General features: G+C 71.5%; 18 protein-coding genes. 9 read left to right on the top strand and 9 right to left on the bottom strand.

The annotated features are described in order from the left end of the window. Positions 1 to 12: 12 nt before the first annotated feature. Positions 13 to 1,206 (top strand): MFS transporter, encoded by a 1,194-nt coding sequence (locus ACSHT8_RS08575; protein ID WP_436499423.1) that lies wholly within the window; start codon positions 13 to 15, stop codon positions 1,204 to 1,206. On the opposite strand, the gene ACSHT8_RS08570 is transcribed toward ACSHT8_RS08575, so the two are convergent. The 4 genes from ACSHT8_RS08570 to ACSHT8_RS08555 are packed head-to-tail and all read right to left on the bottom strand — an operon-like array spanning position 1,166 to position 4,221. Beyond that, positions 1,166 to 1,879 (bottom strand): sugar isomerase domain-containing protein, encoded by a 714-nt coding sequence (locus tag ACSHT8_RS08570; protein ID WP_436499421.1) that lies wholly within the window; start codon positions 1,877 to 1,879, stop codon positions 1,166 to 1,168. The genes ACSHT8_RS08575 and ACSHT8_RS08570 overlap by 41 nt on opposite strands. After that, complete coding sequence (locus ACSHT8_RS08565; RefSeq protein WP_436499419.1) at positions 1,845 to 2,447, bottom strand: nucleotidyltransferase family protein; 603 nt, start codon at positions 2,445 to 2,447, stop codon at positions 1,845 to 1,847. Before ACSHT8_RS08565 ends, ACSHT8_RS08570 begins: the two co-directional genes overlap by 35 nt. Before the next feature lie 50 nt (positions 2,448 to 2,497). Next, the gene (locus ACSHT8_RS08560; RefSeq protein ID WP_436499417.1) at positions 2,498 to 3,094 is read right to left on the bottom strand and encodes a response regulator transcription factor; all 597 of its coding nucleotides are present in this window, start codon (positions 3,092 to 3,094) and stop codon (positions 2,498 to 2,500) included. Further along, the gene (locus ACSHT8_RS08555) at positions 3,091 to 4,221 is read right to left on the bottom strand and encodes a sensor histidine kinase (RefSeq protein ID WP_436499415.1); all 1,131 of its coding nucleotides are present in this window, start codon (positions 4,219 to 4,221) and stop codon (positions 3,091 to 3,093) included. The genes ACSHT8_RS08560 and ACSHT8_RS08555 overlap by 4 nt, the downstream gene beginning before the upstream one ends. A gap of 201 nt (positions 4,222 to 4,422) precedes the next feature. Here ACSHT8_RS08555 and ACSHT8_RS08550 point away from each other — a divergent pair, with 201 nt between their 5' ends. Together ACSHT8_RS08550 and ACSHT8_RS08545 are read left to right on the top strand one after the other, a co-directional pair. After that, the gene (locus ACSHT8_RS08550; protein WP_436499413.1) at positions 4,423 to 5,334 is read left to right on the top strand and encodes an ABC transporter ATP-binding protein; all 912 of its coding nucleotides are present in this window, start codon (positions 4,423 to 4,425) and stop codon (positions 5,332 to 5,334) included. Beyond that, complete coding sequence (locus ACSHT8_RS08545; RefSeq protein WP_436499411.1) at positions 5,331 to 6,026, top strand: ABC transporter permease; 696 nt, start codon at positions 5,331 to 5,333, stop codon at positions 6,024 to 6,026. The genes ACSHT8_RS08550 and ACSHT8_RS08545 overlap by 4 nt, the downstream gene beginning before the upstream one ends. A 25-nt stretch (positions 6,027 to 6,051) precedes the next feature. Here the strand turns inward: ACSHT8_RS08545 and ACSHT8_RS08540 are convergent, their stop codons facing one another. Further along, on the bottom strand, positions 6,052 to 6,453 hold the full coding sequence (locus ACSHT8_RS08540; RefSeq protein ID WP_436499409.1) for a ribonuclease domain-containing protein: 402 nt from the start codon (positions 6,451 to 6,453) through the stop codon (positions 6,052 to 6,054). Positions 6,454 to 6,535: 82 nt separating this feature from the next. After that, positions 6,536 to 7,372, bottom strand: a complete 837-nt coding sequence (locus ACSHT8_RS08535) for an alpha/beta fold hydrolase (protein WP_436499407.1) — start codon at positions 7,370 to 7,372, stop codon at positions 6,536 to 6,538. 83 nt (positions 7,373 to 7,455) lie between these two features. Here ACSHT8_RS08535 and ACSHT8_RS08530 point away from each other — a divergent pair, with 83 nt between their 5' ends. From ACSHT8_RS08530 to ACSHT8_RS08505, 6 genes are all read left to right on the top strand, one after another. After that, positions 7,456 to 8,148, top strand: coding sequence for an alpha/beta hydrolase (locus tag ACSHT8_RS08530; protein ID WP_436499405.1), 693 nt, complete (start codon positions 7,456 to 7,458; stop codon positions 8,146 to 8,148). Positions 8,149 to 8,160: 12 nt separating this feature from the next. After that, positions 8,161 to 9,417: an NAD(P)/FAD-dependent oxidoreductase gene (locus ACSHT8_RS08525; protein ID WP_436499404.1), complete on the top strand. Its 1,257-nt coding sequence runs from the start codon at positions 8,161 to 8,163 to the stop codon at positions 9,415 to 9,417. Continuing rightward, the gene (locus ACSHT8_RS08520) at positions 9,405 to 10,127 is read left to right on the top strand and encodes a DUF1365 domain-containing protein (RefSeq protein WP_436499402.1); all 723 of its coding nucleotides are present in this window, start codon (positions 9,405 to 9,407) and stop codon (positions 10,125 to 10,127) included. The genes ACSHT8_RS08525 and ACSHT8_RS08520 overlap by 13 nt, the downstream gene beginning before the upstream one ends. Next, positions 10,124 to 11,347 carry a class I SAM-dependent methyltransferase gene (locus ACSHT8_RS08515; RefSeq protein ID WP_436499400.1) on the top strand — a complete coding sequence of 408 codons (1,224 nt, stop codon included), beginning with the start codon at positions 10,124 to 10,126 and terminating at the stop codon, positions 11,345 to 11,347. The genes ACSHT8_RS08520 and ACSHT8_RS08515 overlap by 4 nt, the downstream gene beginning before the upstream one ends. Before the next feature lie 114 nt (positions 11,348 to 11,461). Further along, positions 11,462 to 12,637: an LCP family protein gene (locus tag ACSHT8_RS08510; protein WP_436499398.1), complete on the top strand. Its 1,176-nt coding sequence runs from the start codon at positions 11,462 to 11,464 to the stop codon at positions 12,635 to 12,637. Positions 12,638 to 12,739: 102 nt separating this feature from the next. After that, positions 12,740 to 13,456 (top strand): peptidylprolyl isomerase, encoded by a 717-nt coding sequence (locus ACSHT8_RS08505; RefSeq protein WP_436502019.1) that lies wholly within the window; start codon positions 12,740 to 12,742, stop codon positions 13,454 to 13,456. Positions 13,457 to 13,515: 59 nt separating this feature from the next. On the opposite strand, the gene ACSHT8_RS08500 is transcribed toward ACSHT8_RS08505, so the two are convergent. The 3 genes from ACSHT8_RS08500 to ACSHT8_RS08490 are packed head-to-tail and all read right to left on the bottom strand — an operon-like array spanning position 13,516 to position 16,010. Continuing rightward, positions 13,516 to 13,974 (bottom strand): peroxiredoxin, encoded by a 459-nt coding sequence (locus ACSHT8_RS08500; protein ID WP_436499396.1) that lies wholly within the window; start codon positions 13,972 to 13,974, stop codon positions 13,516 to 13,518. A gap of 6 nt (positions 13,975 to 13,980) precedes the next feature. Continuing rightward, the gene (locus tag ACSHT8_RS08495) at positions 13,981 to 14,748 is read right to left on the bottom strand and encodes a DUF1295 domain-containing protein (RefSeq protein WP_436499394.1); all 768 of its coding nucleotides are present in this window, start codon (positions 14,746 to 14,748) and stop codon (positions 13,981 to 13,983) included. Next, a complete protein-coding gene (locus tag ACSHT8_RS08490) occupies positions 14,745 to 16,010 on the bottom strand; it encodes a class I SAM-dependent methyltransferase (protein WP_436499392.1) in 1,266 nt (421 codons plus the stop codon). Before ACSHT8_RS08490 ends, ACSHT8_RS08495 begins: the two co-directional genes overlap by 4 nt. Positions 16,011 to 16,052: the final 42 nt, after the last annotated feature.

The raw sequence follows: 16,052 nt of genomic DNA, 5'->3' as shown, positions 1-16,052 counted from the left end.
AACATTCATCCCATGTTTCTCACCCGATGGCGGACCGCGCTCACCGGCGGGCTCGTCCTCGGGCTCGTGTTCGGCCTGGTCGAGGGCTTCTCGCTGTTCGCGATGGCGTTCGGCCGCGACCTCGGCCTCGGCCGGGGCGAGACGGCGGCGCTGTTCTCGACGTTCCTGCTGACCGGGATCGTCGCGGCGCCGCTGGCCGGTCGGCTCGCCGACCGCTTCGGGCCGCGCCGGGTCGTGCTGGTGTCGTTCCCGGTCTTCGCGCTCGGGCTGGCGCTGTGCTCGCAGGCGACCGAGCTGTGGCACTTCTACGCGGCCTACCTCGGCCTGCTCTCGCTGTCGATGGCCGCGTTGACCGTGTCGAGCCAGGTCATGGTCAACAACGCCTATCCGGAGGGGCGCGGCAAAGCGCTCGGCCTCGCCTACGCCTGCCTCGGGCTGGGCGACTTCGTCCTGTTCAGCGTCCTGGGCGTGGTCGTGCGCGAGGCGGGCTGGCGCACGGCCTACCTCGTGGCCGCGGCGGTGGCGCTGGCGGGCGGCGCGGTCGTCGCCCTGCTGACCCGGAACGAGGCGCCGCACCCGGTCGTCAGGGAGGTGGCCGCGGTCGAGCCGGGGCTGTTCCGGCGGCCCGCGTTCCTGTTCCTGTTCGGCGCCGCGTTCGCCTCCGGCGCCGTCGACTTCATCGTCTTCCAGCACGTCGCGCCGTTCCTGGTCACCTCGGGGCACCCGGAGTCGACGGCGGGGCTGGTGCTCGGCCTGGCCGCGCTCGGCTACGTCGTCGGCCAACTCGGCGGCGGCGGACTGTCGGACCGGCACGGCCGGGAGATCGTCGGCGCGGGCTCGGCGGTGGTGTTCGCGCTGGGGCTGGCCGGGCTGTGGACGTTCACGGCCGTCTGGTCTGCCGCGGCGATGGCCGTGGTGCTCGGGGCGAGCGTCGGCGGCATGGTGGCCAGCCGGAGCGCGGCCCTCGGCGACCTGTTCGCCGGGGCCACGCTCGGCCGGGTGTCCGGGATGGTCGGCGCGGCGAGCATCGTCGGCGCCGCGTTCGGCACGTGGATCGGCGGCTACGGCTTCGACCGCACCGGCGGGTACGGCCTGACCTTCGCCATCGCGCTGTGCTGCGCCGCGGCGTGGGTCGCCGGGCTGTGGCTCGCCGCGCCGCGCCGGGTCAACTCAGCGGCGGGATCCTTGGTCCGTAGCGCTCAATGAGCGCCGCGTTCGCCTCGTCGCCACCCTCCACATTGGAGCTGCGCCACAGCGGCAGGGCGAACCCGTCGCGCTCGGCGCGGTCGAACAGCCGGACCAGCACCTGGTTCCACAGGTACACGTTGCTCAGCGACGACAGCGACGCGGTGACCGCGTTCTTCTCCGGGTAGGACACGTCGCCCGGCTCGGTGAGCGTGTCGAGCACGATCGTCGAGTTCTGCGCGACCGTCGACCCCGCGCGGCGGGGGGCCGCCGTGGTGGCGGCCAGCGACGTCACCGCGACCACCGGGCACCCGGCGTCGATCGCGGCGATGGCCAGCTCGACCGGGTAGTGGTTCACCCCGGAGTTGGAGAACAGGAACAGCACGTCGTGCCCGGACAGCTTGACCTGCCCGAACACGCCGCGGGCCAGCCCGGGGCGCCGCTCGGCCTCGACCGCGCGCCGCGTGCTGCCGAAGACCTGCAGGTCCTCGGTGTAGATCGGGTGCACACAGGCCAGGCCGCCCGCGCGGAAGAACGTCTCCGCCACCGCGGCCAGCGAGTGGCCCGCGCCCGCGGTGAGGACGAGGCCCTCGGCGCGGATGCACGCGAGCACCAGGTCGGCCACGTCGTCGAGCGCCTCGGCGTTGTGCGTGCCGACTTCAGCGAGGTGCGCCAGCATCGGGTCCTCGGGCATTCAGCCTCCTCAGTTCGTCCGGCCGGTCGGCGTCGGTGCCGACGGCGATGTCCGCGCACGGCACCGCGGTGACGGGGTGCCGGGTCAGGTAGGGGCGGGCGCCGGTGTCGCCGTCGGCCGCGGCGGCGACCCCGCGCCAGTGGTCGCGGCCGATGAGCACCGGGTGGCCGGGCACGCCGTCGTAGGTGGCCCTGGCCAGCGCGTCGACCGCGGCGAGCGCGCCGAGCCTGCGCACGGCCGCCGGGGTGACGCCAGGGGTGTCGACGGTGAGGATCACTACGGCGTCGGCCGGGCCGATGGCGGCGAGGCCGACTCGCAGCGACGAGCCCATGCCGTCTTCCCAGTCCGGGTTGTCCACGATGATCCCCGGCAGGTCGGCGCGCTCGCGGACCTCGTCGGCGCCCGCGCCGAGCACGATGACCACGGGGTCGCAGCCGCCGTCGACCAGCGTCCTGGCCGCGTGCTCGACCAACAGGCGGTCGTCGTAAGGGGCCAGGGCTTTCGGCATCCCGAAGCGCCTGCCCCCGCCCGCGGCCAGGAGCAGGCCCGCCACCTCGGGGGCCGCCATGGAGCGAGCTTAGGGCCAACCGGCCATGATCGAAAAGTCCTGACCGGCGGTTATATCCAGCCTTCGTCCCACGCCCGCCGGGCGGCGTCGTGCCGCGACGACGTGTCGAGCTTGGCCATCGCCGACGACAGGTAGTTGCGGACCGTGCCGGGAGCCAGGTGGACGCTGCGCGCGATGTCCTGGATGGACCCGCCGCGCCGGGTCAGCCGGAGCAGCTCAAGCTCGCGCGCGGTCAGCGGGCAGGCGTCCTCGGTCAGTGCGCTCGCGGCGATCTCGGAGTCCACGTACCGCCCGCCCGCGTGCACGTCGCGCAGGATCGTGGCCAGGCGGGACGCCGGCGTGGTCTTCGGGACGAACCCGCGCACGCCCGCCGCCAGCGCCCGCTTGAGCACGCCCGGCCTGGCATGGCGGGTCACGATCACCACCGGCGTGCGGTGCCCGACGGCCTCGGCCGCGGCGACGCCGTCGCGGCGCGGCATCTCCAGGTCGAACACGGCGAGGTCGGGCCGCAGCCGCTCGACCGCCTCGACGGCCGCGTCGCCGTCGCTGACCTCGGCCACGACGGTGATGTCGGGCTCCAGTTCGAGCAGCGCGGCGAGGGCACCCCGGATGAGGTCCTCGTCGTCGGCGAGCACCACCCTGATCATCGGCCGCTCGCCTCGCCGACCAGCTCGAACCGGCCGTCGGTGTCGTGCACGCGCAGATTGCCGCCGACCGCGGCGAAGCGTTCGGTGAGGCTGTCCAGCCCGCTGCCGCGCGGGCCGGGCGCCCGCCGGACACCGTCGTTGCCCAGTCGGACCTCGGCGCGTCCGTCGGCGACCGACACTGTCAGCTCGCAGGCGGCGGCCGTGCTGTGCCGCAGGATGTTCGTCGTGCCCTCCCGCACGAGCGCGCCGAACAGCGGCTGCAGCGACGGCGGGACGAGCCGGGCGTCGCCGTCGACCGCGGTGGCGATCCCGGCCGCGCGCAGGATGTCGACGGCGTTGCCGATCTCGGTGGACAGACTCGTCCGGCGGTAGCCGTGGACGACGCCGCGCGTCTCCTTCAGCGCCTGCCTGGCCAGTTCGCTCACCGCGGCGGCCTGCACGCGGGCGGCTTCGTCGTCGTGGCCGATGAGGCGTTCGGCGAGTTCGCCCTTCAGCGCGATCGCCTGCAGGTGGTGGCCTTGGACGTCGTGCAGCTCGGCGGCGAAGCGCAGCCGCTCCTGGGCCACGGCGAGGTCGGCGGCCAGCGCGCGGGCGTCGTCGAGCTGGCGGATGACCGACCACAGCCACACGTGGATCAGGTTGCTGACCGCGAAGACCACGCTGACCAGGGTGAGCCCGATGGTCCACCCGGGCACGTCCGCGGTCATGGTGCCCGACAGCAGGGCGACCGCCAGGCCGGACACCGCGATGAACGCGCTGCCCGCTGCGATGGCCCACCACCTGGCGTGCCCCTTGAGGGCGCTGGCGATGGCGCCGAGGGTGCTGGCGGGGAGCAGGACCCAGCCGATGCCGTCGATGGTGTCGACGAGGCTGAACCACCACGTGGCCAGCGCGATCACGGCCGTGGCCGGGACCTCCCACGGTCGGGCTGTGCGGATCCCGAGGCCCGGCATGGCGATCGCGCTGATCCGCACGTACTGGGCAAGCACGACGACGGCGGGGACCGCCATCCACAGCCCGCGGTCGCGGTCGTGGATGTCGGGGAGGAGGAAGAACAGGATGATCGCCGCGGCGCTGCCCAGCGTCCACAGCGTGTAGTTGCGCATCCGGTCCAGGGGTGTGCCCACGGGGTGAATGTACGGCCGGTCCGGCGCCGCGCCGGGCCGATCTGACATTTGTCACGACAAGTCGGGTGTTTCGGCAGACCAGAGGTGATCAACGCGCCTACCGGCCTCGGCGAGCGGTGGCGAGGCTTGGCACATGAGCGAGCTTGCGAGCGAATCATCGACACAGTGGCGCGAACGCCACCGGGGCCACGAGGTGGCCAGATGAGCGAATCTGTCATCGAGGTGGTGGACCTGCGCTGCCGCTACGGCGAGTTCGAGGCGGTGCGCGGCGTCGACTTCGTGGTGCGGCGGGGGGAGCTGTTCGCCCTGCTCGGCACGAACGGCGCGGGCAAGACGACCACCATGGAGGTCCTGGAGGGGCTGCGCGCGCCGAGCGGGGGCACGGTTCGGGTGTTCGGCCTGCGTCCCGACACCGACCGGCAACGGGTGCGGCCCCGGACCGGGGTGATGCTGCAGGAATCCGGCTTCCCCGCCGAGCTGACCGTCCGTGAAGCCGTGCGGCTGTGGCACGACCTGACCACCCGACCGTCGCAAGTGGACGAAGCGCTGGAGTTGGTCGACCTCGCGCACCGGCGCGATGTGCGGATCAAGTCCCTGTCCGGCGGTGAGCGCAGGCGACTCGACCTGGCGCTGGCCACCCTCGGCAGGCCCGAACTGCTGTTCCTCGACGAACCGACCGCTGGCCTCGACCCCGAGTCCCGCCGCCGCACGTGGCGGATCGTGCGGGACCTGCTGGCCGACGGCACGTCGGTCGTGCTCACCACCCACTATCTGGAGGAGGCGGAGCAGTTGGCGCACCGCATCGCGATCATGCACGAGGGGCGGATCGAGGTGTGCGGCTCGCTGGCCGACGTCCTCGAACGCGAGTCGTCGCGGATCTCCTTCGTCCGGCCGGATGGGCTCGCGTTCGACGACCTACCCGCAGTGCGCGGCCGGGTCGACCCGGAGGCGTTCCTCGCGGGCCGCGTGGAGATCCGCACCCGGGAACTGCAGGACGACCTGGCGGCGGTCCTGGCGTGGGCGGCCGGTCGGGGAGTGCAACTCGGCAGGCTGCGCGCGCACCACGCGTCCCTGTCCGACGTCTTCCATGGCGTCGCGGCGGTGGCGGCATGATCGCGCTGGCCAGGATCGAGCTGCTTCTGTTGCTGCGCAACAAGACCACGGCGGCGATGGCGCTGGCGATGCCGCTGCTGCTCGGCGTCGCGTTCGCGGTGGTGCGCGACGGCGGGGACTGGGTCGTGCCGGTCACGATGCAGGTGCTCGTGGTTCACGGGCTCACGGTCTATGTCAGCACCACGACCGCGCTGGTGTCGCGGCGGCAGGACCTGTCCCTCAAACGATTGCGCAGCGGCGAGACCGCCGAGCCGGTGATCCTGGCCGGGGTGATGAGTCCGATGCTCGCGCTGGGGCTCGTCCAGGGCGTGCTGTTCGTCGGGATCGCCATGGTGGCCGGGGCGCCCATGCCCGCCGATGTCGCGGCGATGGCGGCGGCCGTTGTCGGCGGGACGCTCGTGGCTGCGGGTGCGGGCCTCGCCACGGCGGCGGTCACCGGCACCCCGGAGACTGCCCAGATCACCACGGCACCGCTGATCGCGGCCATGATGGGCGGCGCGATGTGGGTGCTGTCGACGCCCGCGCCGTCCGCGCTGCTGCTGGCCGTCCCGGGCGGCGCGACCGCCGAGTTGGTGCGCGCGGGTATCGGCGGCGGGCGGGACGTGCTGGTCCCGATCGCGGTCATGGCGGCCTGGGTTGGCGCGACGGTGTGGTTGGGGCGCCGGTACTTCCGGTGGGAGCCGCGCGGCTGACGCGCGGCGCCCACCGGGGACCGGATCAGATGATGCGGTAGAAGTTCGAGTAGTGGTCCGGGGAGTACCAGACGACGCCGGTGGTCACGTCGCGCACGATCCGGTGCGCGTCGCGGGCGGCGCCGCGGGCGCGGGGGTGGACGTCGTACTCGTAGAAGGTGTGGCCCGACGGGAGCTGACCCTCACGGTTGTAGAACCGGCCGCCCGCGAAGTTGTACTGGCCGTACGGCCACACGTACCAGTTGCGGGCGGTCGGGAAGCCCAGCGTCTTCCAGCCGTTGTAGGCGGTCTTCGCCGCGGTGCAGCCGGAGATGGCGCAGGTGGGGTACACCGAGGTGACACCGGACTCGGTGGCGCTCGCGGTGGCGGGTGCGACGAGGGTGACGGCGAACAGCAGGGCGACCAGGGCCACGAACCTGTGGAACACGATTGACCTCCACGCTCGGGAGTTGGTGGGAAACCATCGTGTTCGGTGCTCGGCGAACCGATCAACCGCACCGAGTTGAACGTCAGGAGACGGGCGAGCCGAGGTGGTCGAGGAGCAGCGCGGTGAGCGCCTCCGGGGCTTCCTCGGGGATCCAGTGCGTCAGGTCCTCCAGCATCTCGAACCGGTACGCGCCGGTCACCCACTTGTCGCAGCCCAGCGCGGCCGTCGAGCCGAAGGCGACGTCCTCGGTGCCCCAGACGAACATCGTCGGCACCGACACCGCGTCCGGCGGCACATTCCACTTCATCGCCCGGTACCAGTTGAGCGCCGCGGTCATCGCGCCGTCCTCGGACAGCCGGGAGATGTAGTCGTCGATGTGCGAACGCGGCGGCCGGTACTCGAACAGCTGGCGCAGCGCGGCGCCGTTGTCGGCGAGGAGGCGCTTCTCGGCGGAGCGCTCGTGGAAGACCGAGATGTACTGCGAGCGCAGCCGCTGGTCCTCGTCCTCCTTGTAGGCCCGCGCGATCGCGGCGGGATGCGGCGCGGACACGGCGGTCAGGCTGCGCAGCCGCTCGGGGTGCTCGGCGGCGGTGTGCCAGGCGACGGCGGCGCCCCAGTCGTGACCCACGAGGTCGAACCGCGACCAGCCCAACTCGTCGGCGATGGCGATGACGTCGCCGATCAGCTCGTCCATCTTGTAGTCGGCCACGTCCGGCGGACGGCACCCGGGGGAGTAGCCGCGCTGGTCTGGGGCGACCGCGTGGAACCCCGACCGCCCCAACTCGGCGACCTGGTGCACCCACTCCGTCGACGCCTGCGGAAAGCCGTGCAGCAACAGCACCGGCCGGTCGCCGGGATCACCCGCCGACAGCGCGTCGAACGTGCCCGCGGGGGTGGTGATCTGGATGTGGTCGCTCACCCGGCGACTCTATGGCCGCCCCACACCCAGGGCGTTAGCGGGGACACACCAACCCTCGTGGCCGGGAGTTGCGAAGATGAGGTGTGACCGACCTTCAACCGCAGTACCGCACGTTCGGCCCGAAGACCGGCGTGCGCGGCGTCGTCCTGCTGCTGCACGGCGGCCAGGAGCGCAGCCACGCGCAGGTGCACGCCTTCCGGCCCGCCTACCTGCGGATGCTGCCGTTCGCCAAGGCCATCACTCGGGCGGGCGCGGGCCAGGGCATCGCCGTGTGGGCGCTGCGCTACCGCTACCGCGGCTGGAACGCCCCCGACCGTGACCCGGTGCGTGACACCGAGTGGGCGCTCGACCAGATCCGCCGCACCCACGGTGACGTCCCCGTCGTCCTGGTCGGCCACTCCATGGGCGGCCGGACCGCCCTGCGCGCGGGTGGCGACGCCTCGGTGGTCGCGGTGTGCGCGCTGGCGCCGTGGACCAAGCCGAACGAGCCGGTCGAGCACCTCGCGGGCCGGACGGTCCTGATCGCCCACGGCCTCAACGACCGCACGACCGACCCGGAGCTGTCGTTCTCCTTCGCCCGCCGGGCCAAGGCCGTGACCGAGGTCGTGCACTTCGACGTGCACGACGAGGGCCACGCGCTGCTCCGCAAGGCCGACACGTGGACCCGCCTTGTCACCGGTTTCGTTTTGGGTGTGCTCGGCACCCAACCGGTGGACCCGGTGATTACGAATGCCCTGGGACGGCCCTCACCGGAAGGGCTGCGCATCCCCCTCTAGCGGGAGGTCCCAGTGCGTTTGGCGGTGATCGGGAGCGGCGTGTCGGGGCTGACCGCCGCGTACCTGCTGCGACAGCGCTTCGACGTGACCCTGTTCGAGGCCGACGACCGGCTCGGCGGCCACGCCCACACCCACGACGTGCCCACCTCGGACGGCACGCTAGCCCAGGTCGACAGCGGCTTCATCGTGCACAACGAGCGCACCTACCCCAACCTCCTGCGGCTGTTCCGGGAGCTGGGCGTGGCCACCCGCGACTCCGAGATGTCGATGAGCGTGCGCTGCGACGGCTGCGGCCTGGAGTACGCGGGCGCCCGGGGTGCCCGCGGCCTCTTCGCCCAGCGGGAGAGCCTGGCCCGTCCGCGGTTCCTGCGGATGCTCGCCGAGGTCAAACGCTTCCACCGGCACGCCCGCCGCGTCCTGCGTGAGGACCCCGGCGAGCTGACGCTGCGCGCGTTCGTCGTGGTCGGCGGGTACTCCCGCTACTTCGTTGACCACTTCCTGGTCCCGCTCGTGTCCGCGGTCTGGTCGGCGGGCGCGGAGCTGAGCATGCGCTACCCGGCGCGCTACCTGTTCGAGTTCCTCCAGCACCACGGGATGCTGTCCGTGACCGGCTCGCCCACCTGGAAGACGGTCGTCGGTGGCTCCCGCACCTACGTCGAGCGCGCCGCCAAGGGCCTGTCGGCGGTCGAGGTGTCCACGCCCGTCCGCGCGCTCATCCGCCACACCGACCACGTCGAGCTCCGCGACGACGCCGACGAGGCCCACCGGTTCGATCGGGTCGTCGTGGCCACCCACCCCGACCAGGCGCTGCGCCTGCTCGCTCACCCGACCCCGGCCGAGCGGGCCGTGCTGGGCGCCTTCGCGTACTCGGTCAACGAGACCCTCCTGCACACCGACACGACGATCCTCCCGCGCGCCCGCGACGCGCGGGCGTCGTGGAACTACCTCAAACCCGCGTGCGACTCCGCCGACGGGCCGGTGCGGGTCAGCTACCACATGAACCGGCTGATGGGCCTGTCCGAACCGGACGACTACGTGGTCACGCTCAACGCGCGCGACCGGGTCGCGGAGAACGCCGTGCTCCGCACGATGGTCTACGAGCACCCGATCTACACCCCCGAGACGCTCGTCGCCCAGCGCGGGCTGCCTGCGCTCAACGACGGCGTCATCGCCTACGCGGGCGCCTACCACGGCTGGGGCTTCCATGAGGACGGCTGCGCCTCCGGGGTCCGCGCCGCCGAGTCGTTCGGGGCGGGATGGCCGACGTGACCGCGCTCTACGACGCCATGGTCACCCATGTCCGCACCGAGCGCCTCCACCGGTCGTTCCGGCACCCGGTCTACCTGTGGCTGATCGACCTCGACGCCCCGCCGCGGCTGCCGTGGTGGCTGCGCCCGTTCGCCCGGTTCGACGCGCGCGACCACCTCGGCGACCCGGCCGCGTCCATCAAGGACAACGTTGTGGACTGGCTGACCCAGCAGGGGATCGCGGTGACCGGCCGGGTCCTCATGCTCGCCAACGCGCGCGTGCTGGGCTACGTGTTCAACCCGATCACCGTCTACTGGGTGCACGACGCCGCCGACAACGTCGCGTGTGTAGTGGCCGAGGTCCACAACACCTACGGCGAACGGCACTGCTATCTCCTGCACACCGACGAGTTGGGCCGCGCGCGTGCGGACAAACAGTTCTATGTGTCCCCGTTCCTGGAGATGGGCGGCGAATACCGGATGCGGCTGCCGCGTCCCGGTGCGACGCTTTCCCTGACGGTGACCTTGCGGCAGCACGGCACGACACCGTTCACCGCGACGCTCACCGGGGACCGCAGGCAGGCCACCCCCAGGGAGGTGCTCCGCATGGTCACGCGCAAGCCGCTGATGACCCACCGCGTCACCGCGCTCATCCGCCGCCACGGCGTCGCGCTCTGGCTGCGCCGCGTGCCGGTGGTGCGCCGTCCCCGAGCCCACGAAGGAGTCCGATGACCGACACCTCCCTGCGGACGGACGGCGCCTGGGGCGACCTGTTCACCCCGCCGCACAGCCCGGCCCGCGCCAGAATCGCGCGGGCCGTGTTCGCCAACGCCGTGCGCGGCCTGCCGATCCGCGTCGTGTTCCCCGGCGGCCACCGCATCGGCGCGGGCGGGCCGCAGTCCCCGGTGATGCGCGTGCACCGGCCATCGGCGTTCTTCCACCGGCTCGGCGTCGACGCCAAGATCGGCTTCGGCGAGTCGTACATGGTCGGCGACTGGACCTCGACGCACCTGGTGGAGCTGCTGACCGAGTTCGCCGCCCGGCTGAGCACGCTGATCCCGCCGCGGCTGCAGGCGCTGCGCCGCTGGGTCGACCGCCGCCATCCCGCCGCCGAGGACAACACCGTCGACGGCGCGCGGGCCAACATCCACCGTCACTACGACCTGTCCAACGACCTGTTCGCCACCTTCCTCGACCAGTCGATGACCTACTCGTCGGCCTGGTTCGAGCCCGGCGAGGGCGACCTCCACAAAGGACAGTTGCGCAAGATCGACGGCGTGCTGGACTACGCGGGTGTGCGCGCCGACAGCCACGTGCTGGAGATCGGCACCGGCTGGGGCGCCCTGGCCATCCGCGCCGCCGAACGCGGCGCGCGCGTCACGTCGCTGACGATCTCGGCCGAGCAGAAGGCGCTCGCCGAGCGGCGCGTCGCCGAGGCCGGGCTCACCGACCGCGTCCAAGTCCTGATGCGCGACTACCGCGAGGCGCAGGGCAGCTACGACGCGGTGGTCAGCGTCGAGATGATCGAGGCGGTGGGGGAGCGGTACTGGCCGACGTACTTCGCCACCGTCGACCGGCTGCTGAAGCCCGGTGGCCGGTTCGGGCTGCAGGCCATCACGATGCCGCACGACCGGCTGCTCGCGTCCAGGGACTCCTACACCTGGATCCACAAGTACATCTTCCCGGGCGGCCTGCTGCCCTCACCGGAGGCGATCGAGCAGACCCTGGCCCGGCACACCGGGATGCGCGTGCATGCCTTCCGCGATTTCGGCCTCGACTACGCCGAGACGCTGCGCCAGTGGCGGGTCCGGTTCCTCGACCGCTGGCACGACATCGCCGAGCTGGGCTTCGACGAGACGTTCCGCCGGATGTGGGAGTTCTACCTGGCCTATTCCGAGGCCGGTTTCCGCTCCGGCTACCTCAACGTGCGGCAGCTGTCGATCGGCCGCTGACGCAACCCCGACGGGCGTCCCGCGTCTCTAGGAAGGGGAGTGGGACACTCCTCGTACACGGCTGCACGCCGCTGGTGAAGGGGACTTCGTGACGCGTCGGGTTGGTGGACTCTCGTGAGCTACGGACAGGGACAGGGACCGCACGGGCGACCGCCCAAGTACGTGCCGCCCACCCGGGCCATGCCGCAGCCGTTCCAGCCCGAGCTGCAACGGCCGCAGCCGCCCATCGACCCGTACCGTGCGCCGGGCCGCGACCGCAGGCAGCCGCCGCCGCGCGGGCCGGTGCCGCCGCAGCAGGGTTTCGGCGGTCCCACGCCGCCCCCGCGCCGCGCGCGCCGCGCCCGCAAGATCGTGCTGACCGCGCTGGTGGTCATCGTCGCGCTCCTCGCGGGCCTGTGGATCTACCTGGAGACCTCGCTGACCCGGGTCGACGCGCTGACCGACTACGAGGGCAGGCCCGCGGCCGCCTCGGGCACCAACTGGCTCATCGTCGGCTCCGACAGCCGCGAGGGCCTCACCGCCGAGGACGAGGAACGCCTGTCCACCGGCGACGCCAAGGGCCAGCGCACCGACACGATCATGCTGCTGCACCTGCCGGACAACGACGTCCGGCCGACGCTGGTCTCGCTGCTGCGTGACTCCCTTGTGGACATTCCGGGCAAGGGCAAGAACAAGCTGAACGCCGCCTACGCCTTCGGCGGTCCCCAGCTGCTGGCCAAGACCGTCGAGCTGAACACCAAGCTGCGCATAGACCACTACATGGAGATCGGCTTCGGCGGCTTCGCCGACGTAGTCGACGCGGTCGGCGGCGTCGAGATGTGCCTGGACGCCCCGATCGACGACCCGCTGGCGGGCATCAACCTGCCCGCGGGCTGCCAGGAACTCGACGGCAAGAACGCGCTGGGCTACGTGCGGACCCGCAAGGGCCCGCGCGCAGACCTCGACCGAGTCATCCGCCAGCGCGCGTTCATCGGCGCGCTGACGAAGAAGGCCACTTCAGCGGGCACCCTGGCGAATCCGTTCCGCCTGTTCCCCCTCCTGGGCAGCGCCCCGGATGCGATCACCGTCGACGACGACACCCACCTGCACAACCTGCCCCCCGTGGCCTTCGCGATGGGCGGCGCCAGTGACGGCAACCTGATCACCACCACCATCCCGATGGGCGGCAGCCAGAACGTCAAGGGCGTCGGCTCGGCGATCCTCTGGGACAAGGTCAAGTCCCAGAAGCTGTTCGAAGCCCTCAAGAACGACACCGAGGTTCCCGACGAGGTGATCGTCGGCGCGGGCTGAGTGGCAACCGGTAACCCCCGGTTCGGACCTGTCCTTGTGACGCGGCGCGCCCATACACTCGCTCGCTGCTGTCGATCAAAGGAGAGGTTCGTGCTCACAAGGCTGTCTCGGGCTTTGGTCACCACCGCGCTGATCGCGGGCACCGTGGTGACCTCGGCGGGTCTGGCTTCGGCCGAGGACCACCCGCCGAAGGCCACCTTGGGACCGTGCCAGTACACGGAGACCCCGGAGGACCCGGCGGCGCGGAAGGTGCCGCTGCCCCCGGATCCCCGGCGCACCCCCAACCGGGGAACCGTCGAACTCACCGTGCCGACGACCCAGGGCACCATCGGGTTGACCTTGGACCGGGCGAAGGCGCCCTGCACGGTGCAGAGCTTCCTGCACCTGGCCCGCCACCGGTTCTACGACCTGACGACCTGCCACCGGCTGACGGCCTACCCGACGCTGAAGGTCCTGCAGTGCGGCGACCCGAGCGGCACGGGGGAGAAGGGGCCGGGCTACAAGTACAAGGACGAGTTGCCGGTCGACCTGCCCCCATGGCCGGGTGACACCACCGGCACCCGAAAGACGTACGCCCGCGGCCTACTCGCCATGGCCAACGCGGGCCCGAACACCAACGGCAGCCAATTCTTCCTGGTCTACGGCGATTCCCGACTGCGCCCCGACTACACCGTTTTCGGCTCAGTAGACGCCGATGGCCTGGCAACGCTGGACAAGGTCGCCGCAGGCGGCATCGAAGCGACGCCGGACAACCCGGCCCCGGTCGACGGCACGCCCAAGCTCACCACGACGATTCTGAAGGTCCGCAAGGCTCGGTGAGGTGACAGTTCGCGGCGCGGGCGCCAAGCCCGTCCGCCCGCGCCGCGAACCCAGGCGGTCTATGCGCGGGCGCGCAGGGCCGCCAACGCCTTGTCTGCGTGCACAGCCATCCGCAACTCACTCTTGATGACCTCAAGCACCTTGAAGTCCGTGTCGATCACAAACGTCATCCGCTTGGTCAACAACGGCCCAATCCCGATCTTCCGCCGCACCCCGAACTGCGAAGCCACCGCACCCTCAGGGTCGGACAGCAGCGGGAAGTCGAACGAGTTGATCGACGCGAACTCCGCCTGCTTGTCGACCCCGTCCGAGCTGATCCCGATCCGCTGCGCCCCCACCTCCCCGAACTCCGCGGCCAAATCCCGGAAGTGGCAGCTTTCCGCGGTGCACCCAGGCGTCATAGCCGCCGGATAGAAGAACAGCACCACAGGCCCGTTCTCCAGATATTCACGCAGCGACCGAAGCGTCCCGGTCTCGTCGGCGAGTTTGAAGTCGGGGGCGAGGTCACCGGGCTGCATCTGCGGCTATCTCCTAGGCGGTAGCGGGACGAATCCACTCGTTCGGGCGACGTACTCGGCGTAGCCCGGTCGGCTGTTCAGGTGCTTCTCGGTGAGCGGCTTCCCCGTGCCCTTGGCCAGCAGGAACGTCATCAGCACCGGCGCGGGCAGAGTCGCCACGCCCACCCACGAGTGGCAGGCGATCAAGTACAGCCCCCACCATACGCAAGCGTCGCCGAAGTAGTTCGGATGACGAGTGAAACGCCACAGTCCGGTGTCGAGCACCTTGCCCTTGGACCCGGGGTCGGCCTTGAACCGCTCCAGCTGCCAGTCACCCACTGTCTCGAACACGAACCCGATCACCCACACGGCTACACCCAGATAGGCGAGGAGACCGAACGCGTCGTCCCCGTACTGCCCGACCTGCACCGGCAGCGAGACCACCCACAGGATCGCGGCCTGGGTCAGGAACACGACCCGGAACATGTGGGCGCGCGGGTCCCCCTTGGCCTTGGCCGCGATCTCGGCATAACGCCGGTCGTCCGGTTTGCCGTGATTGCGCAGGTGCAGGTGCACCGCGAGCCGCACACCCCAGATCACGGTCAACGCGGTCAGGGCCAGCCGGTACGCGAGGGCGCCGTCGGACAGCGCGAACGTCACCAGGGCCACGACCGCGAAGCCGAGCCCCCACACCGTGTCGATCGTGTCGTACTTGCCCCTTCGGACGCTGATGGCGAACGCCGCGACGATGACCAGCAGCGTCACCCCGAGGGTGATCACCAGGTTGAGGATCATGAGGTGGCACGCTCCAAGTCACGAGTGGCGGGGAAGCCGCTCACGCCCGCGGGGGTCGGGCGCACGGCCAGGATCTGGTGGACGCCCATGCGGTTCTCGCGGAACGCCAGCGCCCCGCCCGCCAGGTACAGCCGCCACACGCGCGCCTGCTGCTCGCCGACGACGCCGACAAGGTCGTCCCACTCGGCTTCGAGCGTCTCAGCCCATGCCTGGACCGTCCAGACGTAGTGCTCGCGGAGCGCCTCGACGTCGCGGACCTCCAGGCCCGCGGCTTCGAGCAGGTCGACGGTCTGCCCGACCGGGCGCATGTTCATGTCCGGCGCCACATAGGACTCGATGAACGCTCCGCCGCCCTGGGCGGTCGCGCCGCGGGACATCTGCTGGAGCAGCAGCCTGCCCTGCGGCCTCAGCATGCGGAACAGGGTGGCCGCGTAGGTCGGGTAGTTCTCCGCGCCGACGTGCTCGCCCATCTCCAGCGTGCCGATGGCGTCGAAGGGGGCGTCGGTGAGGTCGCGGTAGTCCTGCAGGCGGATCTCGACCTGGCCGGTCAGGCCGTACTCGTCGAGCCTGCCCAGAATGAACGCCCGCTGCTCGGCCGACAGCGTGATCCCCACGACCCGCGCGCCGTAGTGCCGGGCGGCGTGGATCGCGAGCGACCCCCACCCGCAGCCGACGTCGAGCAGCCGGTCGCCTTCCCGCAGCCCGAGCTTCCGGCACACCAGGTCCAGCTTGGCCCGCTGGGCCTGCTCGACGGTCTGGTCGGGCGACTCGAAGTACGCGCACGAGTACGCCATCCGCGGATCGAGGACGCGCTGGTAGAAGGCGTTGGAGAGGTCGTAGTGGTGGGCGATGGCGGCCCGGTCCCGTGCCTTGCTGTGCCGCTGACCAGCCAACCGCGCCTCAGCGGCCGGCGCGGGCGGCCTCGGCCCGAACACCCCGAGCCGCAGCCCGGTGGCGACGATCCCGGCTTTGTCCCGCAGCGAGACCTTGGCGATCTTCCGGTCGCGGGCCAGGGCCCAGAACAGCGAGAGCGCCTCCGCGAGATCCCCCTCGACGTCGAGGTCCCCGCTGACATACGCGCGCGCCAACCCGAGCTCGTCGGGATCCCAAAGCAGCCTGCGCAACGCCCGCCGCGAGCGCACCACAGCCACCGGAGCGCCGAGTGGACCTGCCTCGCTATCGTCCCAGGCACGGAGTCGGACCGGCAGCGGCACCCCGAGCACGCGCTCGGCGGTCCGCGCCAACGTGGGGGCGATGGCCACGGTTTGTCTCCCGTCGTCGTAGGGCAGCACTGGCTATTCGGA

The sequence above is a fragment of the Actinokineospora sp. HUAS TT18 genome (assembly GCF_051364635.1).
Lineage (GTDB): Bacteria > Actinomycetota > Actinomycetes > Mycobacteriales > Pseudonocardiaceae > Actinokineospora.
The sequence above is the reverse complement of the archived record's forward strand: the minus strand, read 5'-3'. Positions and strand labels throughout refer to the sequence as shown.

Coding starts and splice junctions, on each gene's coding strand:
- ACSHT8_RS08515 (WP_436499400.1), top strand. CDS start 10,124: ATGACCGACACCTCCCTGCGGACGGACGGCGCCTGGGGCGACCTGTTC.
- ACSHT8_RS08520 (WP_436499402.1), top strand. CDS start 9,405: ATGGCCGACGTGACCGCGCTCTACGACGCCATGGTCACCCATGTCCGC.
- ACSHT8_RS08565 (WP_436499419.1), bottom strand. CDS start 2,447: ATGGCGGCCCCCGAGGTGGCGGGCCTGCTCCTGGCCGCGGGCGGGGGC.
- ACSHT8_RS08545 (WP_436499411.1), top strand. CDS start 5,331: ATGATCGCGCTGGCCAGGATCGAGCTGCTTCTGTTGCTGCGCAACAAG.
- ACSHT8_RS08570 (WP_436499421.1), bottom strand. CDS start 1,879: ATGCCCGAGGACCCGATGCTGGCGCACCTCGCTGAAGTCGGCACGCAC.
- ACSHT8_RS08550 (WP_436499413.1), top strand. CDS start 4,423: ATGAGCGAATCTGTCATCGAGGTGGTGGACCTGCGCTGCCGCTACGGC.
- ACSHT8_RS08560 (WP_436499417.1), bottom strand. CDS start 3,094: ATGATCAGGGTGGTGCTCGCCGACGACGAGGACCTCATCCGGGGTGCC.
- ACSHT8_RS08575 (WP_436499423.1), top strand. CDS start 13: ATGTTTCTCACCCGATGGCGGACCGCGCTCACCGGCGGGCTCGTCCTC.
- ACSHT8_RS08495 (WP_436499394.1), bottom strand. CDS start 14,748: ATGATCCTCAACCTGGTGATCACCCTCGGGGTGACGCTGCTGGTCATC.
- ACSHT8_RS08500 (WP_436499396.1), bottom strand. CDS start 13,974: ATGCAGCCCGGTGACCTCGCCCCCGACTTCAAACTCGCCGACGAGACC.